Below are 18,731 nucleotides of genomic sequence, written 5' to 3' on the forward strand. Positions count from 1 at the left end.
GGTGGGTTGGGTGGGTTGCGCAGGGGCGTAAGCGCCATGGATGGCGCGCCCGAGCCTACAGGGACGTATTCACGGCGTCCCCTGCGCAACCCACCCGCCCGGCCCACCCCCCAGAAATCCGCTGTAAACGACCAACCCCAGCCACGAGGGGGCTCCGCCGATGGCCGCCGACCGCGCGCCAGCGCCGCTCTCCGCCAAATCCTCGAACCATGCACTCGCTCACGGATTGACCACGCAATTGATGACAACGTTGTCCCCACCTGGCGCCGGACTCTCTCCCCGGCCCACCAGGTACCTCCGTCCGCCCCCTCCGTCGCCTTCCCGGGCGATGTCCGGACCCTGCGTTACGTGCGGCGCCGTCCCGGCCCGTGCGCCAACCATCGATCGGAGACACACCATGTACGACCCGCTTGTGCAGAGTGCCGATGTACGCAGTGCCCACCCTTCCCTTCATCGCTGTCGCCCGCGCCGTCTGGCCTGGCTGCTGGCCCTGGCCGGGGCGGTTGCCCTGCCCGGCCTGGCCCAGGCCGCCAGCTGTGCCGGCGTGGCCGAATGGGACCAGGCCAAGATCTACCGCAGTGGCGACACCCTGCAGAAGGGAGGGGTCCTCTACCGGGCGAACCAGGACATCTGGAATGCGCCGCCGGACCATCCGGCCGGGGCGCCCTACTACACCAACCTCGGCGCCTGCGACGGCGGCGGGACCAACCAGCCGCCCGTGGTCAGCCTGACCTCGCCGGCCAACGGCGCCACCTTCAGCGCCGGCAGCACGGTCAACGTGACCGCCAACGCCAGTGATGCGGACGGCAGCGTCAGCAAGGTCGAGTTCTTCCGCGATGGCAGTTCGCTGGGCGTCGACACCAGCGCGCCGTACAGCGCCAGCTGGGCCAACGCCAGCGCCGGCAGCCACACCCTGCGCGCGGTCGCCACCGACAACAACAACGCCACCGCCAGCACCGCGACCATCACCATCACCGTCAACGCGGCCAGTGGCGATACCACCGCGCCCAGCGTGCCCGGTGGCCTGGCCGTGGGTACCCGCACCGCCAGCAGCATCGCCCTGAGCTGGAGCCCGTCCACCGACAACACCGGTGGCAGCGGCGTGGCCGGCTACGACGTGTACCGCAATGGCAGTCTGGTCGGCTCACCGTCCAGCGCCAGCTATGTCGATGGTGGCCTGACTGCATCGACCAGCTACAGCTACCGCGTGCGCGCCCGTGACAACGCCGGCAACGCGTCGGCACAGGGCACGGCAGTGACCGCCAGCACCCTGGCCGGCGACGGTGGCACCACCGGCAAGCGGGTCATCGGTTACTTCACCCAGTGGGGCATCTATGGCCGCAACTACCGGGTCAAGAACATCGACAGCAGCGGTTCGGCCGCGCGCCTGACCCACATCAACTACGCCTTCGGCAACGTGCGCAACAACCGCTGCGAAGTAGGCATCACCCAGGCGTCGGACCCGAACAGCGGAGCCGGTGGCGATGCCTTCGCCGACTACACCAAGGCCTTCGGTGCCGGCGAAAGCGTGAGCGGCAGCGCCGATACCTGGGACCAGCCGCTGCGCGGCAACTGGAACCAGCTCAAGCAGCTCAAGGCCAAGTACCCGGGCATGAAGGTGCTGATCTCGCTGGGTGGCTGGACCTGGTCGCGCGGCTTCTCCAGCGCGGCGCAACCGGCCAACCGCCAGGCCTTCGTCGCTTCGTGCATCGACGCCTACATCAAGGGCAACCTGCCGGTGACCGACGGTGCCGGTGGCCCCGGTGCGGCGCTGGGGGTGTTCGATGGCATCGACATCGACTGGGAGTACCCGGTGGCCTGCGGTATCGCCTGCGGCACGCCCGAGGACAACGCCAACTTCACCGCGCTGATGGCCGAATTCCGCCGCCAGCTCGATGCGGTGCGCCCGGGCCTGCTGCTGACGGTGGCGGTCGGCGCCGGCATCGACAAGATCCGCGTCACCGATCCGGCCGCATACCACCCGTACCTGGACTACATCAACGTGATGACCTACGACTTCCACGGCGCGTGGGATGCGAAGACCAATCACCAGTCGGCGCTGTTCGATTCGCCGAATGATCCGTCCACCGGCGACCAGAAGCTGTACAACAGCAACGACGCCATCGAGGCCTTCATCAGCCGCGGTGTTCCCGCCGCCAAGCTCAACCTGGGCATCGGTTATTACGGGCGTGGCTGGACCGGGGTGACCAACGCCAACAACGGCCTGTACCAGAACGCCACCAGTGCGGCACCGGGTACCTACGAGGCCGGCATTGAAGACTGGAAGGTGCTGAAGAACCTGGCGTGGTCGGGCTACACCGACAACACCGCCGGTGCCACCTGGATCTACAACGGCAGCACGTTGTGGAGCTTCGATACACCGGCCAACATCACCCGCAAGATGGGCTACGTGAAGACCCAGGGACTGGGCGGTGCGTTCGTCTGGGAGTTCAGCGGCGACGATGCGCAGGGCACGCTGACCAAGGCGGTCAGTGATGGGTTGAAGTAAAAAAAAGCCGGGGGCGCACTGCGTCCCCGGCCTCGTTCGCGTTGCTACATCCGCCGGGCCGAGCCCGGCGGAATCGCATCAGATCAGCGGCCGCCGCCAGCCGCGCCGGCAGCCGCGCGCTTCTCCAACGCCGCACGCAGCTGCGCCGGCGGCAGGTAGCCGCCGAGCTGGGTGCCATCGGGCGCGAAGATGGCCGGCGTACCGTTCACGCCCAACTGCTGGCCCAGGGCGTACTGCATCGCCACCGGGTTGGTGCAGTTCTTCGCTGCCACCGTGCCACCACGCTTGGCATTGGTCAGCGCCTGGCGGCGATCGGCCGCGCACCAGACCGAGATCATGTCGGTGTAATCCTTGCTGCCCAGCCCCATGCGCGGGAAGGCCAGGTATTCGACGGTGATGCCGTTGCGGTTGAGCTCGGCGATGTCCTGGTGCAGCTTGCGGCAGTAGCCGCATTCGATGTCGGTGAACACGCTGATGGTGTACTTCGCGTTCGGCGCGGCGAACACGATGCGGTCGCCATGGTTGGCCTTGGCCAGCAGGTCGCGACGGTAGCCCAGCAGGCCTTCGCTGTTGGCCGGGCTCTTGGCGCGGGTGTCGTAGGGCTGCGACTGGAACAGGTAGCGGCCGTCGTCGGAGACGTACAGCAGCTGGCCGGAGACCACCACTTCACGGAAGCCCGGGAAGGGCGCGGCACCGATGTAGTCCACCTGGAAGCCGGGGTTGAGCTCGGTCAGCGCCTTGCGCACAGCCTGCTCGGCCGGAGCATTGGCCGTGGCGGCAGGGCCGGCCTTGGCTGCCGCTGCAGCGGGGGCCTTTGCGGCGGGCGGGGCGGGCTGGGCGCAGGCACTCAGGCTGAGCGCGCCGAACACGGCGGCGATGGCGAATCGGAGCATGGAGCAGTCCGCAGCAGAAAGAAGACCCCGGATTCTGACACAGCCATCCTGAGCGGTCCGCGATGCCGCGCACAGGCCCGGCAGGGGTTCAGCCGCGGGCTCAGCCGCGTGGATGATGGCGGGCGTGCAGTTTCTGCAGGTGTTCGCGTGCGACCAGCGTGTAGATCTGCGTGGTGGACAGCGAGCTGTGGCCCAGCAGCATCTGCAGCGCGCGCAGGTCGGCGCCACGGTTCAGCAGGTGGGTGGCGAAACTGTGCCGCAGGCCATGCGGACTGATCCGCGCCGGGTCGATACCGGCCACCGCCGCGTATCGCTTGACCAGGTGCCAGAAGGCCTGGCGGGTCAAGCCATGCAGCGCCGGTTCGATGAACAAGGGCGTCTGCCCGTCGGCCAGCGCCTGCACCTTGCCCTTCCCCACCAGCTGCGGTCGCGACTGCTGCAGGTAGCGTTCCAGCCAGTACTGCGACTCCTCGCCCAGCGGCACCAGGCGTTCCTTGCTGCCCTTGCCGGTCACCCGCAGCACGCCCTGGCGCAGGTTCACCGCCGTGGCGGGCAACAGCACCAGCTCGCTCACCCGCAGCCCGGCGGCATACATCAGCTCCAGCATGGCGCGGTCGCGCAGGCCGAGCGGACTGTCGATATCCGGTGCCGCCAGCAGCGCGTCGATCTGGCTCTCGGCCAGCGCCTTGGGCAGCAGCCGTGGCAGCTTCGGCGGGTCCAGCAGCGCGCTGGGATCCTCGCTGCGTTCGCCACGGCGCACGGCGTCGGCGAAGAAGGCACGCAGCGCCGACAGCAGCCGCGCGTTGCTGCGCGGCGACCAGTTGTGGCGGGTGCGCCAGGCCAGATAGTCAAACAGGCCGGCGCGCTCAACACCGGCCAGACCACCGTCGCGCCCGTCACACCAGCGCGCCAGGCCTTCAAGGTCGCGGCGATAGCTGTCCAGGGTGGCGCGGGCCAGACCGTGCTCGGCCCAGATCGCATCGAGGAAACGCTGGATGCGCTGGCTGTCCTCGCCGCGCAGCTCGGGCAATTGCTGGACCAGCTGACGACGTTCGGCGGGAGTGGAAGTGACGGCCATGCACGCAGGATACGAGGCCAACTGCGGGCACGGCCAGCATTGCGTATGCTCGGCACATGTCGAGCCCCGCCACCGATGCGGCCCACGTCGCCGCTGATACGCCCCGCCCGCGCGCGCTGCTGCTGTGGCGCCTGCTGGCGATGATCTATGACGCGCTGCCGGTGTTGGCCTTGTGGATGCTGGCCGGCACGGCCTTCACCCTGGCCTATACGTTCAGCGGCCATGCGCAGCGCGAGAACATCGCGCCTTTCAGTACCTGGCAATGGCTGCTGTGGGCGGTGTGCTGGGGGTTGACCGGGTGGTATGCCACCGCCAGCTGGCGGCGCGGTGGGCAGACGCTGGGCATGCGCCCGTGGCGCTTGAAGCTGGAATCACGCGATGGCACGCCGTTGCGACGCGGCCAGCTGTGGCTGCGCTTCGCGGTGGCCACGCTGTCGTTGCTGCTGGGCGGATTGGGCTTCTGGTGGGCCTTGGTGGATCGCCAGCGGCTGACCTGGCACGACCGCGCGAGTGCCACGCAGCTGCTGCGGATACCGAAGCGCTGACCTGTCCTGGCAGCGCCGGGCCATGCCCGGCGGACGCGGGAAATCGCACACCTTCGCCGGGCATGGCCCGGCGCTATCGGAATCAGCCCGATTTGCGCCGGAACAACAACCCGGACACGGCCAACATCACGATCGGCGGCAGCGCGTAGGCAATGCGGTAGTCGAACTTCAGCGCACCGGCCATGCGGCCGAAGAACAGCTGCAGCAGCCAGAACGCCAGCGCGAACAGGATGCCCAGGAACAGGCGCTTGCCCATGCCACCACTGCGCAGCGAACCGAACGCGAACGGCACCGCCGCCAGGCACAGCGCCAGCACATTCAATGGATAGAACCAGCGGCTCCAGTACACATCCTCGTAGTCGCGTGCGTCCAGCCCGTTGCGCTCGCGGTAGGCGATGCTGGTGCTCAGCTCGGACACGCTGAGGTTGCGCGGCTTGGCGATGCCGGTGGCCAGGGCGCCGGCGTCCAGCTTGGAATTCCACGGCTCACGGGCCGCTTCCTGGCGCGTCGCCGAGCGCTCGCCGAAGGTGTCACGGCGCACGCCGGTCAATACCCAGCCATCCTTGTCATGCTCGGCGGTGGCCGCATGGGTCAGCGTACCGATCCGACCCTCTTCGTCGATCTTGTACAGGCGCACGTCACGCAGAATCAGCCGGGTGCCCTTGTCGCCGACCAGCTGTTCTTCGCCACTCTGTGCATTGAGGAACGTGTCACCTTCGCGCGCCCACAAGCCGGAGTAACGCGCCACCGCCATGTCGGTGCCCCACTTGGCACTCATCTTCAGCGAATCGGCGCGGTTCTGGCCCCACGGCCCCAGGGTCTCGGCGCTGATCACCATCAGCCCGGTCAACAGCGACAAGGCGATCGCCACCGACACGCTCAGGCGCTTGCGCGACAGGCCCAGCGCGCGCAGCGCGGTCAGCTCCGAGGTTGCGGCCAGCTGGCCCAGGCCCATCAGCGCGCCGATCACCGCCGCGGTCGGGAACATCGTGTAGGCCCGGCGCGGCACGGTGTACAGCACCCAGGCGGCAGCATGGCCCAGCGAATAGCCGTTCTTGCCGATGTCCTTGAACTCACCGGAGAAGGCCATCAGCACGTCCAGGCCCACCAGCACCGCCCAGGTCAGCAGCACGGTACCCAGCACTGCCCGGCCCAGGTACAGATCGAAACGCATCGGTCGCAGCATCATGCGCGGGCTCCCTTCGGGCGGGCCATGCGGCCGTCACGCGCGTACATCCAGATCGCCAGTGCCAGCAGCGGCAGGGTCAGCCACCACAGGCCAAGCGCCGGCGGAATCTGACCATTGGCGATCCAGCCACTGCCGATGAACATCAGGTTGGTACCGACCATGTAGGCCATCAGGGCCAGCATCATCCGCCCATAGCGCTGCTGGCGCGGCGAACTGCGTCCCAGCGGCACGGTCAGCAGGGCAAAGGCCAGCGCGATCAGCGGCGGCGCCAGGCGACGGTGCAGCTGTGCCTGGGCCTCGGGGCGCTTGTCACCGAACAACGCGGTGGTCGGCATCAGTTCGGGGTCATCACTCTTGCGCGCTTCACTGCCGTCGGGCAGCGCCACGTCGTTGCGGGCGAAGGTCGCCAGGCGGTAATCCAGTGCACCGGCCACCGGCCCTTCCAGCTGGTGGCCATCATCCAGTTCGAGGAAGCGCTGGCGGGCGCCTTCGAAGTACATGCGGCCACCGGCGGCGGACACCACTTCAAGGCGATCCTCCTTCTGCCGCTGCAGGAACACCCGGCCCAGCTGGCTGCCATCGGGCGAGATCGAGGCGACATAGACCACCCCGCCATTGGGCAGCGGGGTGAACCGGCCCGGCTCCAGGCCGGCCATCAGCACGCTGCGGTTGGCGTCCTGGACCATCTGTTCGGCGGTGCGCCCGGCCCAGGGGCCGAGCCACAGCGAACAGGCACCGACCACCGCGATCACCGGCAGCACCAGCATCAGCAGGGGCTTGAGCAGGCGCCGGGGGCCGACACCGATGGCGGTGATGACCGCCATTTCCGAGTCGCGGTAGAGGCGGGCAATGGCCAGCAGCAGGCCCAGCATCAGTGCCAGCGGCAGGATCAGCGGCATGTAGACGATGAACTGCAGGCCCAGCTGCGAGAACAGCAGCTTGGCCGGCAGCCGCCCGTCGGCGATGTTGCCGAGGATGTCCACCAGCACGCCGCCCACGCTGACCACCAGCAGGACGATCAGGGTAGCCAGGAAACTCTGGACGAAATCGCCCAATAGATAGCGGTCGAGCTTCAACATGGGGCGGTGGTTTAAACTCTCAGGTTCGTTCGCGGTGCCGCCCAGTCTAGCGTCTGGGCGTAAACGGTCCGCGATTGTACGGACTTGCCAATGGAATCTGCTCAATGGCTCTCGAATTCACCCTGAACCACCTCGCTGCGGCTTCGGCCGCCGTTGACTGCATCGTCGTCGGCGCCTATGCCGACCATACCCTGACTGCGTCCGCGCAGGCACTGGATGCTGCAAGCGGTGGCCGCCTGGCCGCCCTGGCCCAGCGCGGCGACCTGTCCGGCAAGACCGGCGCCACCACCCTGCTGCACGACCTGCCGGGCGTGACCGCCCCGCGCGTGCTGGTGGTCGGCCTCGGCGATGCCGCCCGCTTCGGCGTGCCGCAGTACCTGAAGGCGGTCGGCGATGCCGTGCGCGCGCTGAAGGCCGGCGCTGCCCGCAGCGCACTGTTCACCCTGTCCGAAGTGGCAGTGAAGGACCGCGACGCGGCCTGGGCGATCCGCCAGGCGGTGATCGCCGCCGACCACGCGGCCTACCGCTACACCGCCACCCTGGGCAAGAAGAAGGCCGACGATGCCGGCCTGGCCCAGCTGGCCATCGCCGGTGATGACGCGCAGGCCCTGGCCCAGGGCCAGGCCATCGCCGCCGGTGTCGAGTTCGCCCGCGAGCTGGGCAACCTGCCGCCGAACTACTGCACCCCGGCCTATCTGGCTGAAGTGGGCGTGAAATTCGCCGGCGAGCATGACGGTGCCGAAGCCGAGATCCTCGACGAGACCCAGATGGAAGCGCTGGGCATGGGCTCGCTGCTGGCCGTGGCCCGTGGCTCGGCCAACCGCCCGCGCCTGGTCGTGCTGAAGTGGAGCAATGGCGGCGACGCCAAGCCCTACGTGCTGGTCGGCAAGGGCATCACCTTCGATACCGGTGGCGTCAACCTGAAGACCCAGGGCGGCATCGAAGAGATGAAGTACGACATGTGCGGTGGCGCCAACGTCATCGGCACCTTCGTCGCCGCGGTCAAGGCCAAGCTGCCGTTGAATCTTGTGGTGGTGGTCCCGGCGGTGGAAAACGCCATCGACGGCAATGCCTACCGTCCGTCCGACGTCATCACCTCGATGTCGGGCAAGACCATCGAAGTGGGCAACACCGACGCCGAAGGCCGCCTGATCCTGTGCGACGCACTGACCTACGCGCAGCGCTTCGAGCCGCAGGCGCTGGTCGATGTGGCCACCCTGACCGGTGCCTGCATGGTCGCCCTCGGCCACCAGACCGCAGGCCTGATGAGCAAGCACGACGACCTGGCCAACGAGCTGCTGGCTGCTGGCGAGCAGGTCTTCGACCGCGCCTGGCGCCTGCCGCTGTGGGACGAGTACCAGCCGATGCTGGATTCCAGCTTCGCCGACGTCTACAACATCGGCGGCCGCTGGGCCGGTGCCATCACCGCCGGCTGCTTCCTGTCGCGCTTCGCCGAAGGCCAGCGCTGGGCCCATCTGGACATCGCCGGCGTGGCCAGCGATGAAGGCAAGCGTGGCATGGCCACCGGCCGTCCGGTCGGCCTGCTGAGCCAGTGGTTGCTGGACCAGGTCGCCCGCGCCTGACGCTGTACCTGACCCTGGCCGGCAACCGCCGGCCGGGGCCTCGCCGGTCCAGCCGCCACCCGGCATGGATCGGCACCTGCCTCACCTGGATGCCGCCATGCCCCGCGCCGACTTCTACCTGATCGCCAAGCCCCGTTTCCTGACCGAGCCGTTGCGCCTGGTCTGCGAGCTGGCGCGCAAGGCCAACGACGCCGGGTTGTTCACCCTGGTCCTCGCCCGCGACCAGGCCCAGGCCGAAGAACTTGACGAACTTCTCTGGTCATTCGACGACGATGCCTACATTCCGCACCAGATCGTAGGTGAGGACGTGGACGAGGAAGAAGCCCTGGTACTGATCGCCCCGCCCGGTGGCGAGGCCCCCGTGCGGCCGCTGGTGATCAACCTGCGCGACGAACCCTGGCTGGGCCAGTGCGAGCGCGTGCTGGAAGTGGTCCCGGCCGATCCGGAAGCGCGCGAACCACTGCGCGAGCGCTGGCGCCAGTACAAGACCGCCGGCTACGACCTGAACAAGCACGACATGTAAGCCCTGCGAGGACCCCTTGATGCGCCTGCTGATCGCCCTGATTCTTCCCTGGCTGTCCTTTTTCACCATCGGCCGGCCGTTTGCCGGCATCGTCTGCCTGATCCTGCAGATCACCCTGATCGGCTGGCTGCCCGCCGCCATCTGGGCTGCCTATTCGGTCAGCCAGTACCACACCGACCAGAAGATCCGGCGCACCCTCGGGTCGCGCTGATCTCCCTTCCCGCCTTGATGACTGGTTCCCCCGCATGACCCAACTCGCCTCCAGCTACGACCCGAAGTCCTTCGAGACCGACCTCTACGAGGCCTGGGAGAAGGCCGGCCATTTCAAGCCGTCCGGCAAGGGCGAGCCGTACACCATCCTGCTGCCGCCGCCGAACGTGACCGGCACCCTGCACATGGGCCATGCCTTCCAGCAGACCCTGATGGATGCGCTGGTGCGCTACCACCGCATGCGCGGCTACGACACGCTGTGGCAGGTCGGTACCGACCACGCCGGCATCGCCACCGAGATGGTGGTCAGCCGCAACCTGGCGCTGGAAGGCAACGGCGAGACCCGCGATTCGCTGGGCCGCGAGGGCTTCATCGGCAAGGTCTGGGAGTGGAAGCAGCAGTCCGGTGACATCATCGAGCGGCAGATGCGCCGCCTGGGCACGTCGGCCGACTGGTCGCGCAGCACCTTCACCATGGACCCGCAGCCGTCCGAAGCGGTGATCGAGGCCTTCGTGCGCTGGCACGAGCAGGGCCTGATCTACCGCGGCCAGCGCCTGGTCAACTGGGATCCGGTGCTGAAGACCGCGATTTCGGACCTGGAAGTGGAGAGCGCCGAGGAAGACGGTTTCCTGTGGTCGATCGCCTACCAGCTGGATGAAGGCCTGAGCTACGAGCACGTCGAGCGCGATGCCGACGGCGTCGAAACCCTGCGCGAAACCCGCGATTACCTGGTGGTTGCCACCACCCGTCCGGAAACCCTGCTGGGTGACACCGCGGTGATGGTGCATCCCGAAGACGAGCGCTACCTGCACCTGATCGGCAAGAGCGTGGTGCTGCCGCTGACCGGCCGCCGCGTGCCGGTGATCGCCGATGACTACGTGGACCGTGCGTTCGGTACCGGCGTGGTCAAGGTCACCCCGGCGCATGACTTCAACGACTACCAGGTGGGTGTGCGCCACAGCCTGCCGATGATCAACCTGTTCACTCCGGTGGCCGCGATCAACGACAACGCGCCGGAACGTTTCCAGGGGCTGGACCGTTACGATGCGCGCAAGGCCGTGCTGGGTGAACTGGAAGACCTGGGCATCCTGGTCGAGACCAAGGCGCACAAGCTGCAGGTGCCGCGCGGTGACCGCACCGGCCAGGTGATCGAGCCGTACCTGACCGACCAGTGGTTCGTAAAAATGGACGAACTGGCGCGTCGTGGCCTGGAACTGGTCGAGGACGGATCAATCGCCTTCGTGCCGCCGAACTGGATCAACACCTACCGCCACTGGATGAACAACATCCAGGATTGGTGCATCAGCCGCCAGCTGTGGTGGGGCCACCGCATTCCGGCGTGGTTCGATGCCGCCACCGGCAACTGCTACGTCGGCCGCAGCGAAGAGGAAGTGCGGGCGAAGAACAATCTCGGCAGCGACGTCGTGCTGAGCCAGGAAAGCGATGTGCTGGAGACCTGGTTCTCCTCGCAGCTGTGGCCGTTCTCCACCCTGGGCTGGCCGAACGAGCAGGCGATGGCCGAGCGCGGTTTCGACCGCTACCTGCCGTCGTCGGTGCTGATCACCGGCTTCGACATCATCTTCTTCTGGGTGGCGCGCATGATCATGGCCACCGACAACCTGACCGGGAAGGTGCCTTTCAAGGACGTCTACTTCACTGGCCTGATCCGCGATGGCCAGGGCCAGAAGATGTCCAAGAGCAAGGGCAACGTTCTCGACCCGCTGGACATCATCGACGGCATCACCATCGATGATCTGGTGGCCAAGCGCACCGGCGGGTTGATGCAACCACGCATGGTGGAGAAGATCGAGAAGGCCACGCGCAAGGAGTTCCCGGACGGGATCGCCGCCCATGGTGCCGATGCGCTGCGTTTCACCATCGCCGCGCTGGCCACCCATGGCCGCGACATCAAGTTCGACATGAACCGCGCCGAGGGTTACAAGAATTTCTGCAACAAGCTGTGGAACGCCAGCCGCTTTACGCTGATGAACACCGAAGGTGCGGCGTTCACCGGCGTGCCGACGCCGCGTACCGATGCCGAGCGCTGGATCCTCTCGCGCCTGGCCGCTACCACCGCCGAAGCGCAGGGTCATTTCGCCGCCTATCGCTTCGACCTGTTGGCGCAGTGCCTGTACGAATTCGCCTGGAACGCGTTCTGCGATTGGTTCCTGGAGCTGAGCAAGCCGGCGTTGAACGGTGCCGATGCCGCCGACGCCGAGAGCACCCGCCACACCCTGCTGTACGTGCTGGAAGCGCTGCTGCGCCTGCTGCACCCGCTGACCCCGTTCATCACCGAACAGCTGTGGCAGCAGCTGGCACCGCGCCTGGGCCTGGCCGAAACCACGCTGTCGCTGCGTCCGTACCCGACCGCCGCCGAGTTCGAGGGCGATTTCACCCAGGCCGAGGCCGACGTGGAATGGTTGAAGGCGGTGATCAGTGCGGTGCGCCGCGTGCGCAGCGAACTGAACGTTGCCCCGTCCAAGCTGGTGCCGCTGCGCCTGCTGGCCGGCCAGGAACAGGACCGCGTGCGCATCGAGCGCTTCAGTGCCTCGCTGTCGTTCCTGCTGAAGCTGGACAGCATCCAGTGGCTGGCCGACGCACAGAGTGCGCCGCCGGCAGCCGCCGCGATCGTCGGTGAACTGAAGCTGCTGGTACCGCTGGAAGGCCTGGTTGATCTCGATGCCGAGCGCGCGCGCCTGGACAAGGAGATCAAGCGCGTGGAAGGCGAACAGGAGAAGAGCGAGACCAAGCTGGCCAAGTTCTCCGACAAGGTGCCGCCGGCGGTGATCGAGCAGGAACGCGTGCGCCTGGTCGACTGGAACAACCAGCTGGCCGGCCTGCGCGAACAGCGCGCGAAGCTGTAACGCCGCCCTGGTAGGTGCGGACCGTGGTCCGCACCGCTGTGATGTGCCAACCAAGGTTGGCACCTACCAAAGCGCCAACCCTGGTTGGCACATTCTCGAGGTCGACGCCGGGCAATGCCCGGCGTTTCCTTTTGCCACGCGTGGCATCATCGCCTGATGCCGCTTTCCATCTTCCTGCTGGTCCTCGCCGCCGCCGCACTGCACGCCAGCTGGAACGCGATCGTCAAGCGCGGGCCGGACAAGTTCCTCGGCACAGTGCTCGTCACCGGCAGCGCTGCGCTGTTGTCTGCGCTCGTCTTGCCGTGGCTACCCTTCCCCGCCGCGGAAAGCTGGCCGTGGCTGGGCGCTTCGGTGCTGCTGCAGGTGACGTATTACGCGTTGGTCGCACGCTGCTACCAACAGGTCGACATGAGCCTGGCGTATCCGATGATGCGCGGTTGCGCGCCCATCCTCGTTGCGCTGGCCGGCGCCGTGCTCGGCGAACGCCTGCCGCCGTCGGCCTGGCTCGGTGTCCTCCTGGTGAGCGGCGGCATCCTGTGCATGGCCCGCGGCGCACGTGGCGGCCAGCTGCGCCTGCCGTTGCTGACGGCGGCAATGATCGCCACCTACACCCTGGTCGATGCGCAGGGCGCGCGACTGTCCGGCAATGCGCTGAGCTACACGTTGTGGCTGTTCCTGCTGTCGGGCATTCCGTTGCCGTTGTGGGCGCTGCATCGGCAGCGCGGTGCGCTGCTGGCGTATGCGCGCCGGCACTGGCCATTGGGCGTGGCCGGCGGCATCGGTACCACCGCCTCGTATGCGATGGCGCTGTGGGCGATGACCCAAGTGCCGGTGGCAATGGTATCGGCGCTGCGCGAATCGTCGATCCTGTTCGCGCTGCTGATCTCGGTGTTCCTGCTGCGCGAACGGGTGCCACGTGCACGCTGGGTGGCGGCAGCATTGATCGTGGCTGGCGTGCTGGCGCTGCGGTTGGCATGAGAACGGCGTACCAATCGAGGCGGAGATTCATCGGTAGTGCCGGTCGCTGGCCGGCAACCGTCTCCATTACAGCGGCGGCATTGTCTCCAGCTCGCCGTCCACCAGCTCGATCGCCATCACCAGCGCATCTTCGCGCCCCTGCGCAGCAGGGTAGTAGCGAGGGCGCCGGCCGATCTCGTTGAAGCCTTCGCTGTGATACAGCGCCAGGGCCGGGGTGTTGGACGGACGCACTTCCAGGAACACCCGCTGCGCGCCTCGATCACCGGCCAGGCGGACCAGTGCACGCAGCAGCTGGCGGCCCAGCCCACGCGATTGCACCAACGGATCGATGCAGATGTTCAGCACATGGGCTTCATCGGCAGCGAGGCTGAGCACGCCATAGCCGATCAACAGGCCATCGCGCTCCATGGCCAGGCCGGGGTAACCGGCGCGCAGGCAATCCAGGAAAATGCCGCGGGTCCAGGGATAGGGGTAGCCACGCACTTCGATGGCCATCACCCCGTTGAGGTCGCTCTCGCGCAGCGCACGCATCGCCACCGGCCCGGGCTGGCTGACCGCACTCATGCGGTTCCGCCCTTGCGCAGCGCGCGCAGCTGCGGCCACAACGCGCGCTTGGCAGCAGGGTCGCGACGCAGCTGTTCCAGCGGCCAGCTTTCCATCAGCGTCTGTGTGGCCGGATCGTTCGGATTGCAGCCCGAGGCACGCAACAGCGCGATCTGCAGGCGGTCAGGCAAGCGCACCAGCGGTTGGCGCGCGTTGCCGGTGGGTAGCGGACGGGCCGCAGCCGGTATGGTGTCCGGCGCCGCCACCGGCACGGCAGTGCGTGGTGGCGCGCGCTCGGGCCGAGGTTCCGGCGCCGCGTCGCGCTGGCTGGGTGCGTGCTGCATCGAAGGTGGAGCCGTGCGCGTCAGCTCAACCGGCACGGGTGCCGATGCTGCGGCTTCAGCCACGCTCAGCTGCAATGCCGCGTCCATTTCAGCGGCCAACTGGCCGTCGTGATAGACGGTGTAGCCCATGGCCTGCAGCCAGGCCTGCTGGGCCGGAGACCACAACAGGGGCAGGTCCTGGCTCACGCCGCCTCGGACTTCTTGCGCAGGCGCTGCACGCCCCACATCACCGGGCCTGACAGGGCGTACAGGATGCCGACGACCAACAACACGCGGGGCAGATCGATCACCGCGATGGCGATGGCGATCGGCACCAGTGCCAGCACCAGGAACGGGACACGATCCGAACGTGCGCCCTCCTTGGCCGCACCGCCCTTGAAGCTCCAGAAGCGGATGCGGCTGACCATCAACAGTGCGGCGACCAAGGTCACCGCCAGCGCCACGAAGCGCAGCTCGTTGCCGTTCCAGCCCAATGTGCCATCGGCGAAGGCCCAGACGAAGGACATCATCAGGCCGGCAGCAGCCGGGCTGGCCAGGCCGACGAACCAGCGCTTGTCGACCACGGCTACCTGGGTATTGAAGCGCGCCAGGCGCAGGGCCGCGCAAGCGGCGTACAGGAATGCCACCGCCCAGCCCAGGCGACCGACCAGCTCACCGTCGTATTTCAGTTCCGACAGGGACCAGTGATACATCACCAGGGCCGGCGCCATGCCGAAGCTGACCAGATCGGCCAGCGAGTCGTACTGCACGCCGAACTCGCTGCTGGTACCGGTCAGGCGCGCGACACGGCCATCGAGGCCGTCCATCACCGCCGCCACGAACACGGCGATGCTGGCATTGACGAAATCCCCGTTGGCCGCGGCGATGATGGCGTAGAAGCCAGAGAACAACCCAGCCGTGGTGAACAGGTTGGGCAGCAGGTAAATCGTGCGCGAGCGCGGCGGCGGTGTGATCGGGTCCATGGAATCCAGTTTAATCGACTTGCCAGCGGTCGGCGCCAATGCTGCAATCGGCGTTCTACGCCCATTCTGCGGAGTTTGCCATGCGTGCCCTGTCCTGCCTGGGATGCCTGCTGCTGTTGGCCAGTACCACTGCGCTGGCCGGCCCTGTCTACAAGTGGAAGGACGCCAAGGGCGTGACCCAGTATTCGGAAACGCCGCCGACCGGGGCCAAATACGAGACCCGTGCCCAGGCCAGGACGCCGGTGGCGGAAGAAGCGGCGGCGACCAGCGCCGCTCCGGTGCCCAAGGAGTGCAGCACCGCCCGCGCCAACGTGGCGCTGCTGGATGGCGGCGGCCAGGTGATGCACGACACCGACGGCGATGGCAAGGCCGATACCGCGCTTACCCCGGAACAGCGCAGCGCGCAGAAGGGCCTGGCCGAGGCAGCGATCAAGGCGTACTGCCCCCCGGCGGGTTGAGGGGTATCGGCCGGGCGGCGCCCGGCACCCGCCGAATCAACGTCAACGTCAACGTCAAAAGCGGGCATTCCGTGGGATGACGGGGCGGTGTCGGATTGCGGGGACGCCGTAAACCCATCCGTGGGGGCTTGGCAGCCGCATCCATGCGGCTGACACCCCGCAATCCGACACCGCCCCGTCTTCGACAGTTTCCCGGTGGCCAGTAGATCCACGCCATGCGTGGATGATCTACGTTCAATTGTCGAAATATTCGATTTCGACGGAGATTCATCCACGCATGGCGTGGATCTACGTGTCGACCAAGGTCGACACCCACCAAGAGCAGGCCATGCCATCCCGACAGATTGCGGAGATCTGTCGAAGGCGGGGTGGGTCCGGTTGCGGGGGTGTCCGCGGCATGGATGCCGCGGCCAAGCCCCCACGGATGGGTTTACGGCGTCCCCCGCAACCGGACCCACCCCGCCATCCCACGGAATACCCGCTTTTGACGTTGACGTTGATTCTGCGGGTGCCGGGCGCCGCCCGGCCGATACCCCTCCCCCGGCCGGGCTGGCAGAATAGGTATCTCTGCCGTAATCCGAAGCCGACGATGCGCCTCTCCCAGTTCCACCTGCACACCACCAAGGAAACCCCCAGCGACGCCGAGCTGACCAGCCACCGGCTGATGCTGCGCGCGGGCATGATCCGCAAGCTCGCGTCCGGCCTCTACACCTGGTCGCCGCTGGGCCTGCGCGTGCTGCGCAAGGTCGAACGCATCGTCCGCGAGGAAATGGACCGTGCCGGTGCCGTGGAATTCCAGATTCCGACCATCCAGCCGAAGGAACTGTGGGAGCAGACCGGCCGCTGGCAGAAATTCGGCCCGCAGCTGCTGAAGATCAAGGACCGCAAGGAACAGACCTTCTGCTACAGCCCCACCGCCGAGGAAGCGGCCTGCGATTTCGCGCGCAGCGAACTGTCCAGCTACAAGCAGCTGCCGGTGAACTTCTACCAGATCCAGACCAAGTTCCGCGACGAGATCCGTCCGCGCTTCGGCGTGATGCGTGCGCGCGAATTCCTGATGAAGGACGCCTACTCGTTCCACCTGCACGACGAAGACCTCGTGCGTGAGTACGAAAACATGAAGGTGGCCTACAGCCGCATCTTCACCCGGCTGGGGCTGGACTTCCGCATGGTGCAGGCCGATTCCGGCGCGATCGGCGGTGACGCCTCGCAGGAATTCCACGTGATCGCCGACTCCGGTGAAGACGCGCTGGTGTTCTCTACCGGTTCGGACTACGCCGCCAACATGGAAGCGGCCATTGCCGCCGATCCGGCTGCGCGCGCTGCGGCCAGCGAGGCACTGCGCAAGGTCGAGACCCCGGTCCAGAAGACCTGCGAAGACGTCGCCGCGCTGCTTGGCATCGACCTGCAGCGCACGGTGAAGTCGGTGGCGCTGATTGCCGGTGAAGGCAAGGCACAGCAGTTCGTGCTGGTGCTGGTGCGTGGCGACCATGAGGTCAACGAAATCAAGCTGGGCAAGGTTGCAGGCCTGGACGAGCAGCGTTTTGCCAGCGAAGCGGAGATCGCCGAATACCTCGGCAGCGTGCCGGGCTTCCTTGGTCCGGTCGCCCCGGCCAAGCCGATCCGCGTGGTCGCCGATCGCGAAGTGGCGGCGATGTCCGACTTCGTCGTCGGTGCCAATGAGGCCGGTTTCCATCTGGCCGGCGTCAACTGGGGCCGCGACCTGGCCGAACCGGAAGTGGCCGATATTCGCAACGTGCGCGCCGGTGATCGTGCGCTGGACGGCGGCGAACTGAAAATCGCCCGCGGCATCGAAGTCGGCCACGTGTTCCAGCTGGGCCGCACCTATGCGAAGGCGCTCGATGCCACCGTGCTGGACGAGAATGGCAAGGCCGCGGTGATGACGATGGGCTGCTACGGCATCGGTATTTCGCGCGTGGTCGCCGCAGCCATCGAGCAGAACCACGATGACGCCGGCATCATCTGGCCCGACGCGATGGCGCCGTGGCAGGTGGTGGTCTGCGTGATCAATCCGAAGGGCGACGCTGCCGTGGCCGATGCAGCTGCAGGCCTGCTGCAGGAGCTTTGCGATGCCGGCCTGGATGCCGCACTGGACGACCGCGGCCTGCGCCCGGGCGCGATGTTTGCCGACATGGAACTGATCGGCATCCCGCACCGGGTGGTGGTCAGCGAGCGCGGCCTGGCCGCAGGGACCTTCGAGTACCGCTCGCGTCGGGCGGCCGAAGCGGAGAGCCTGGACAAGGCCGCCCTGCTGCAGCGCCTGCAGGGTTGAGCGGAAAAGACCTGGGTATACCCCGGTCTTTTTTATGCCGGATGGCCATCCCCGGAAAATCGCAGCGGACATAATCCGGTCAAAATGGTCGCAACCGGGCCAGCCAGCCGACAGACGGTGACCACAACTGTTTGTGCTGGGATTAATTCCTCATTACTCTGTCCCGCGACGCCACGGACCGGCTCGTCCCTGTCCCTAAATTAGTTTCTGGAGTAATCGTTGATGAGCATCGACCTGACCGGCCTGTCGGCACGTGAGCTGGGCGCATTGATCCGCACAGCCAAGAAGCAGCAGACCATCGTCGCCAAGCGTCGCCCGATCACCAAGGTGCGTGCCCAGCTGAGCAAGCTGGCCAAGACCGAGGGTTACACCATCGAGGAACTGTTCGGTGGTGAACCCGCACCGCGCGCACGCAAGGTCGCCAAGGCCACCAAGGCCCCGTCCAAGACCGCCGGCCGCAAGCTGGGCAAGGTTGCACCGAAGTACCGCAACCCGGCCAACCCGAAGGAAACCTGGACCGGTCGTGGCAAGCAGCCGCGCTGGATGGCCGAGCTGACCGCCAAGGGCAGCAAGAAGCCGGAAGATTTCCTGATCAAGAAGGCCTGAGGCCAGATCGGGTCGCAATGAAAAACGCCGGCGAAAGCCGGCGTTTTTTTGGGGTAGCGCCGGGCCATGCCCGG

Annotated in this window: 17 protein-coding genes; 10 read left to right on the plus strand and 7 right to left on the minus strand. The window is 67.1% G+C overall.

All coding sequences use genetic code 11. The features are described from left to right. The first annotated feature begins 397 nt into the window (after positions 1–397). A complete protein-coding gene (locus AC1DKR_RS19430) occupies positions 398–2,509 on the plus strand; it encodes a glycosyl hydrolase family 18 protein (RefSeq protein WP_478034539.1) in 2,112 nt (703 codons plus the stop codon). 83 nt (positions 2,510–2,592) lie between these two features. On the opposite strand, the gene AC1DKR_RS19435 is transcribed toward AC1DKR_RS19430, so the two are convergent. Further along, positions 2,593–3,402, minus strand: a complete 810-nt coding sequence (locus tag AC1DKR_RS19435) for a thioredoxin fold domain-containing protein (protein WP_313251767.1) — start codon at positions 3,400–3,402, stop codon at positions 2,593–2,595. A gap of 100 nt (positions 3,403–3,502) precedes the next feature. Then, positions 3,503–4,480 carry a site-specific tyrosine recombinase XerD gene (xerD, locus tag AC1DKR_RS19440; RefSeq protein ID WP_033830309.1) on the minus strand — a complete coding sequence of 326 codons (978 nt, stop codon included), beginning with the start codon at positions 4,478–4,480 and terminating at the stop codon, positions 3,503–3,505. 56 nt (positions 4,481–4,536) lie between these two features. On the opposite strand from xerD, the gene AC1DKR_RS19445 reads away from it, so the two are divergent. Then, positions 4,537–5,025: an RDD family protein gene (locus AC1DKR_RS19445; protein WP_312787780.1), complete on the plus strand. Its 489-nt coding sequence runs from the start codon at positions 4,537–4,539 to the stop codon at positions 5,023–5,025. An 82-nt stretch (positions 5,026–5,107) separates the two neighbouring features. Here the strand turns inward: AC1DKR_RS19445 and lptG are convergent, their stop codons facing one another. Together lptG and lptF are read right to left on the minus strand one after the other, a co-directional pair. After that, on the minus strand, positions 5,108–6,214 hold the full coding sequence (gene lptG, locus AC1DKR_RS19450) for an LPS export ABC transporter permease LptG (protein WP_025879356.1): 1,107 nt from the start codon (positions 6,212–6,214) through the stop codon (positions 5,108–5,110). Further along, the gene (gene lptF / locus AC1DKR_RS19455; protein ID WP_223494187.1) at positions 6,211–7,293 is read right to left on the minus strand and encodes an LPS export ABC transporter permease LptF; all 1,083 of its coding nucleotides are present in this window, start codon (positions 7,291–7,293) and stop codon (positions 6,211–6,213) included. The genes lptG and lptF overlap by 4 nt, the downstream gene beginning before the upstream one ends. Before the next feature lie 104 nt (positions 7,294–7,397). On the opposite strand from lptF, the gene AC1DKR_RS19460 reads away from it, so the two are divergent. The 5 genes from AC1DKR_RS19460 (at position 7,398) to AC1DKR_RS19480 (ending at position 13,451) form a co-directional block, all read left to right on the plus strand. Next, positions 7,398–8,876 carry a leucyl aminopeptidase gene (locus AC1DKR_RS19460; protein WP_059065965.1) on the plus strand — a complete coding sequence of 493 codons (1,479 nt, stop codon included), beginning with the start codon at positions 7,398–7,400 and terminating at the stop codon, positions 8,874–8,876. A 97-nt stretch (positions 8,877–8,973) separates the two neighbouring features. Further along, positions 8,974–9,399 carry a DNA polymerase III subunit chi gene (locus tag AC1DKR_RS19465; protein ID WP_025879359.1) on the plus strand — a complete coding sequence of 142 codons (426 nt, stop codon included), beginning with the start codon at positions 8,974–8,976 and terminating at the stop codon, positions 9,397–9,399. Positions 9,400–9,418: 19 nt separating this feature from the next. Beyond that, positions 9,419–9,610 (plus strand): YqaE/Pmp3 family membrane protein, encoded by a 192-nt coding sequence (locus AC1DKR_RS19470; protein ID WP_025879360.1) that lies wholly within the window; start codon positions 9,419–9,421, stop codon positions 9,608–9,610. Between the two features lie 34 nt (positions 9,611–9,644). Next, positions 9,645–12,473 (plus strand): valine--tRNA ligase, encoded by a 2,829-nt coding sequence (locus AC1DKR_RS19475; protein WP_478034545.1) that lies wholly within the window; start codon positions 9,645–9,647, stop codon positions 12,471–12,473. Positions 12,474–12,629: 156 nt separating this feature from the next. Next, on the plus strand, positions 12,630–13,451 hold the full coding sequence (locus AC1DKR_RS19480) for an EamA family transporter (RefSeq protein ID WP_223494183.1): 822 nt from the start codon (positions 12,630–12,632) through the stop codon (positions 13,449–13,451). 66 nt (positions 13,452–13,517) lie between these two features. Here the strand turns inward: AC1DKR_RS19480 and rimI are convergent, their stop codons facing one another. From rimI to pssA, 3 genes are read right to left on the minus strand one after another with little or no spacing between them, the layout of a single operon-like run. Beyond that, complete coding sequence (gene rimI, locus AC1DKR_RS19485) at positions 13,518–14,015, minus strand: ribosomal protein S18-alanine N-acetyltransferase (protein WP_223494182.1); 498 nt, start codon at positions 14,013–14,015, stop codon at positions 13,518–13,520. Further along, the gene (locus AC1DKR_RS19490) at positions 14,012–14,524 is read right to left on the minus strand and encodes a hypothetical protein (RefSeq protein WP_313251757.1); all 513 of its coding nucleotides are present in this window, start codon (positions 14,522–14,524) and stop codon (positions 14,012–14,014) included. Before AC1DKR_RS19490 ends, rimI begins: the two co-directional genes overlap by 4 nt. Beyond that, the gene (gene pssA, locus AC1DKR_RS19495) at positions 14,521–15,300 is read right to left on the minus strand and encodes a CDP-diacylglycerol--serine O-phosphatidyltransferase (protein ID WP_478034552.1); all 780 of its coding nucleotides are present in this window, start codon (positions 15,298–15,300) and stop codon (positions 14,521–14,523) included. Before pssA ends, AC1DKR_RS19490 begins: the two co-directional genes overlap by 4 nt. 80 nt (positions 15,301–15,380) lie before the next feature. Between pssA and AC1DKR_RS19500 the strand changes: the two genes are divergently transcribed. The 3 genes from AC1DKR_RS19500 to AC1DKR_RS19510 all read left to right on the plus strand — a co-directional run bounded on the left by AC1DKR_RS19500 (position 15,381) and on the right by AC1DKR_RS19510 (position 18,657). Beyond that, the gene (locus AC1DKR_RS19500; RefSeq protein ID WP_313251756.1) at positions 15,381–15,758 is read left to right on the plus strand and encodes a DUF4124 domain-containing protein; all 378 of its coding nucleotides are present in this window, start codon (positions 15,381–15,383) and stop codon (positions 15,756–15,758) included. A gap of 589 nt (positions 15,759–16,347) precedes the next feature. Continuing rightward, complete coding sequence (locus AC1DKR_RS19505; RefSeq protein WP_312785490.1) at positions 16,348–18,051, plus strand: proline--tRNA ligase; 1,704 nt, start codon at positions 16,348–16,350, stop codon at positions 18,049–18,051. Between the two features lie 222 nt (positions 18,052–18,273). Further along, entirely contained in the window at positions 18,274–18,657 is a 384-nt protein-coding gene (locus tag AC1DKR_RS19510) for an H-NS histone family protein (RefSeq protein ID WP_089238647.1), read from the plus strand. Positions 18,658–18,731 lie beyond the last annotated feature (74 nt).

Source organism: Stenotrophomonas sp. 01N47, assembly GCF_056399165.1.

What these genes read in the sequence shown, in the direction of transcription:
- AC1DKR_RS19475 (WP_478034545.1), top strand. Translation starts at nt 9,645, where the DNA reads ATGACCCAACTCGCCTCCAGCTACGACCCGAAGTCCTTCGAGACCGAC.
- AC1DKR_RS19430 (WP_478034539.1), top strand. Translation starts at nt 398, where the DNA reads ATGTACGACCCGCTTGTGCAGAGTGCCGATGTACGCAGTGCCCACCCT.
- AC1DKR_RS19500 (WP_313251756.1), top strand. Translation starts at nt 15,381, where the DNA reads ATGCGTGCCCTGTCCTGCCTGGGATGCCTGCTGCTGTTGGCCAGTACC.
- xerD (WP_033830309.1), bottom strand. Translation starts at nt 4,480, where the DNA reads ATGGCCGTCACTTCCACTCCCGCCGAACGTCGTCAGCTGGTCCAGCAA.
- AC1DKR_RS19445 (WP_312787780.1), top strand. Translation starts at nt 4,537, where the DNA reads ATGTCGAGCCCCGCCACCGATGCGGCCCACGTCGCCGCTGATACGCCC.
- lptG (WP_025879356.1), bottom strand. Translation starts at nt 6,214, where the DNA reads ATGATGCTGCGACCGATGCGTTTCGATCTGTACCTGGGCCGGGCAGTG.
- AC1DKR_RS19465 (WP_025879359.1), top strand. Translation starts at nt 8,974, where the DNA reads ATGCCCCGCGCCGACTTCTACCTGATCGCCAAGCCCCGTTTCCTGACC.
- AC1DKR_RS19480 (WP_223494183.1), top strand. Translation starts at nt 12,630, where the DNA reads ATGCCGCTTTCCATCTTCCTGCTGGTCCTCGCCGCCGCCGCACTGCAC.
- AC1DKR_RS19505 (WP_312785490.1), top strand. Translation starts at nt 16,348, where the DNA reads ATGCGCCTCTCCCAGTTCCACCTGCACACCACCAAGGAAACCCCCAGC.
- AC1DKR_RS19470 (WP_025879360.1), top strand. Translation starts at nt 9,419, where the DNA reads ATGCGCCTGCTGATCGCCCTGATTCTTCCCTGGCTGTCCTTTTTCACC.
- AC1DKR_RS19460 (WP_059065965.1), top strand. Translation starts at nt 7,398, where the DNA reads ATGGCTCTCGAATTCACCCTGAACCACCTCGCTGCGGCTTCGGCCGCC.
- AC1DKR_RS19510 (WP_089238647.1), top strand. Translation starts at nt 18,274, where the DNA reads ATGAGCATCGACCTGACCGGCCTGTCGGCACGTGAGCTGGGCGCATTG.
- rimI (WP_223494182.1), bottom strand. Translation starts at nt 14,015, where the DNA reads ATGAGTGCGGTCAGCCAGCCCGGGCCGGTGGCGATGCGTGCGCTGCGC.
- lptF (WP_223494187.1), bottom strand. Translation starts at nt 7,293, where the DNA reads ATGTTGAAGCTCGACCGCTATCTATTGGGCGATTTCGTCCAGAGTTTC.
- pssA (WP_478034552.1), bottom strand. Translation starts at nt 15,300, where the DNA reads ATGGACCCGATCACACCGCCGCCGCGCTCGCGCACGATTTACCTGCTG.
- AC1DKR_RS19435 (WP_313251767.1), bottom strand. Translation starts at nt 3,402, where the DNA reads ATGCTCCGATTCGCCATCGCCGCCGTGTTCGGCGCGCTCAGCCTGAGT.